The sequence below is a fragment of the Methylobacterium sp. WL7 genome, from assembly GCF_008040085.1.
Taxonomy (GTDB): domain Bacteria; phylum Pseudomonadota; class Alphaproteobacteria; order Rhizobiales; family Beijerinckiaceae; genus Methylobacterium; species Methylobacterium mesophilicum.
On record NZ_VRVG01000277.1, the window covers coordinates 1 to 2246 of the forward strand.

Below are 2246 nucleotides of genomic sequence, written 5' to 3' on the forward strand. Positions count from 1 at the left end.
CGATCACCGCCCACTGCGCATCCGAGAGCCAGAACAGCTCCGCCATCGCCGCCTCCGTGCTGCACGCGGCGGCCCTGAATCACAAAATCACAGAGCTCGCAAGAGCTTGGTGCGGTTCACACCCTAGAGCTGTTGCCGTTTAGCTTGGGTCATAAGCGTCGTATCCAGCGGCAGTGATGTAGTTGCGGCATTCAGCTGGGGTGAAGGCTGCGAAGGCCCGGGCGATGGCTGCCCAAAGGTCTGGGACGGTTCGGGCAGCGGCGGTGCGCAGCAGCGCCTTGAGCTTTGAGAAGGCCTCCTCATCCTGAGCCTGTCGAAGGATCGATCGGGTTGAAGTCGGGCGAGTAGGCCGGGAGGTAGAGGAGCCGCGCGCCGGCCGCCTCGATGGCTTCGCGCACGCCGACGACCTTATGGGATTGCAGGTTGTCGAGGATGACGTTGTCACCCGGCTTCAGCACCGGGACCAGGGTGTCGGTGACGTAGGCGCGGAAGCGCGCGCCGTTGGTGGCCCCGTCGAACAGGGTGGTGGCGACCAAGCCGCTGGTGCGCAGGGCGGCGGTGACGGTGATGGTCTTGTAATGATGGGGTGGACGCCCCCCGACGGCATCGACGTGCCAAAGTGGTGGTTTTGTGAACCACCCGAGGGAGGCGTCCGTGACAGAGGTTAGCACCATCGGCCTGGATCTGGCCAAGAACGTCTTTCAGGCGCACGGCGCGAATGCTGCCGGTGCCCCGATCTTCCGCAAGAAGCTACGGCGTGATCAAGTACTCGCCTTCTTTGCGGCCCAACCACCCTGCCTCGTGGCGATGGAGGCCTGCCCCGGCGCGCATCATTGGGGCCGCGAGATCGGCAAGCTCGGCCACACGGTCAAGCTGATCGCGCCTGCCTACGTGAAGCCCTTCGTTAAGCGCCAGAAGAACGACGCGGCCGATGCCGAGGCGATTTGCGAGGCCGCGCAGCGTCCGACCATGCGCTTCGTTGCCGTGAAGAGCGAAGCCAAGCAAGCCTCCGCGGTGATCTTCCGGACTCGCGATGTGCTGGTCGGCCAGCGTACTAAGCTCATCAACGCGATCCGCGGCCATCTTGCCGAGTACGGCCTGATCGCGCCGCAGGGACCCGCCCATATCGAGCGGTTGATCGCGCAGATTGAGGATCCCGCTTCGGACATTCCTCCAGCCGCCCGCGCCAGCCTTGCCGTGCTCGTTTGTGCGCTCCGCCATCTGCAGGAACAGACCGCAGCGCTCGATGCCGAGATCGCCACGCGCGCGAAGGCCGACGATACGGCTCGGCGGCTGATGAGCGTGCCCGGTATCGGGCCGCTGATCGCCACTGCCATCGAGGCCTTGGCCCCACCCGTCGAGACGTTTCGTTCGGGCCGCGACTTCGCCGCCTGGGTCGGGCTGACACCGGTGCAGCGCTCGACTGGCGGCAAGGAGCGGCTCGGACGTACCTCGCGTATGGGCGAGCGGACGTTGCGACGTCTGCTGATCATCGCTGCCAGCGCAGTCGTACGCTGGGCCAAGCGCAAGGGCGTCCCGGCGGACTCATGGCTTGGCCAAATGCTCGCGCGCAAGCCGCCGATGCTGGTCATCGTGGCTGTGGCGAACAAGAACGCGCGCATCGCGTGGGCCCTTCTGACGAAGGGTGGGATCTACCGAGCTCCGGCCGTCACCGCGTAGGCGGGGCGGACGCGAGGCTGTCGGAGGGCGTGAGGAGGTCAACGGACAGGTATGGCGCAACGTCGGTGAGACGGAGTTGGGAGAACCAGGCTCAGGGTAAGCGCTTCGAGCGCGCTGTAGTGATGTGGTCCCGACTCTCGCACTCCCATACGGGCCCGCGGCATGTAACCCGCCGCATCAGAGGCCGGACACATGGCAGCACCCGATCACGCGCAGCGCCCGTCCAGAGATTTTGCTTGCACCCGAAGGGGCGTCCACACATGGCCCTGGGGCACGAGGAGCCGGCAGCGCTCGCCGCGTGGAGCCCTACCGTAAGTGCGGGCCATGTTCGTGGCGGTCGCCGTCTCGTCGATGAAGACGACGGCATCGGGGTCGAGGTCGAGTTGACCCTCGAACCACGCCTCCCGTGCGGCTCTCACGTCCGGACGCTCCTGCTCGGCCGCGTCGACAGCCCCTTTTTACGGGTGACCCGATGCCGGGCGAAGAACCGCCACAGCCCGCTGACGCTCGTGCGGACACCCTGCTCGGCCAGGATATCACGCACCTCGTGCAGGAAGGCCTGCGGC

General features: G+C 66.4%; 1 protein-coding gene and 2 pseudogenes. 1 reads left to right on the forward strand and 2 read right to left on the reverse strand.

All coding sequences use genetic code 11. The features are described from left to right. Nucleotides 1-139 precede the first annotated feature (139 nt). A pseudogene (locus FV233_RS29125) lies at nt 140-581 on the reverse strand (transposase); the annotation flags it as partial. A 73-nt stretch (nt 582-654) separates the two neighbouring features. On the opposite strand from FV233_RS29125, the gene FV233_RS29130 reads away from it, so the two are divergent. Beyond that, nucleotides 655-1680 (forward strand): IS110 family transposase, encoded by a 1026-nt coding sequence (locus FV233_RS29130; protein WP_147853220.1) that lies wholly within the window; start codon nt 655-657, stop codon nt 1678-1680. 260 nt (nt 1681-1940) lie between these two features. Here FV233_RS29130 and FV233_RS29135 read toward each other — a convergent pair. Then, nucleotides 1941-2246: pseudogene (locus FV233_RS29135) on the reverse strand (IS630 family transposase); the annotation flags it as partial.